Origin of the sequence: Sphingomonas sp. NCPPB 2930 (genome assembly GCF_042867205.1) — a bacterium.
Lineage (GTDB): Bacteria > Pseudomonadota > Alphaproteobacteria > Sphingomonadales > Sphingomonadaceae > Sphingomonas.
This window is the reverse complement of the sequence record NZ_JBHZQU010000048.1, coordinates 1-363: the sequence shown is the minus strand read 5'-3', so window position 1 is coordinate 363 and position 363 is coordinate 1. Positions and strand designations below refer to the sequence as shown.

The 363-nt window shown below is 32.8% G+C and carries 1 protein-coding gene; it reads right to left on the bottom strand.

Features of this window, described 5'->3' with window-relative positions; genetic code table 11:
* A partial coding sequence (locus ACFX59_RS18240) for a hypothetical protein (protein ID WP_387434471.1) occupies positions 1–363 on the bottom strand: 363 nt, incomplete at both ends.

Here is a 363-nt window from a genome sequence, read left to right as displayed (position 1 = left end):
AGAATTCCTTTTGCGATTTCATTATCTGCAATATAACCATAGGCATCATTGTCATGATTTGGAGCTATATATTCCATGCTACCTGTAAAATAAATCTTATCTGTCGCCTGAACAAATCCTACAATTTCTAAATCTATCTGTTTCCCCCTTGATGAAATAGAAATTGAATCTCCAATCTGTAATTGATTCTTCTTAGCATAATTCCCATCAATCCAAATCGAATCTTGTTTTCCTTCAGAAAAAGGACTTCCTTCTGTTACTGTAACCAGTTGATTATCTGTAATCGTTTCAAGATTGATTCGTCCGTCAGTTTTGTCTAAACGAACAATATTAGCAAATCCTTTCTTTTTACTGATAACTTTT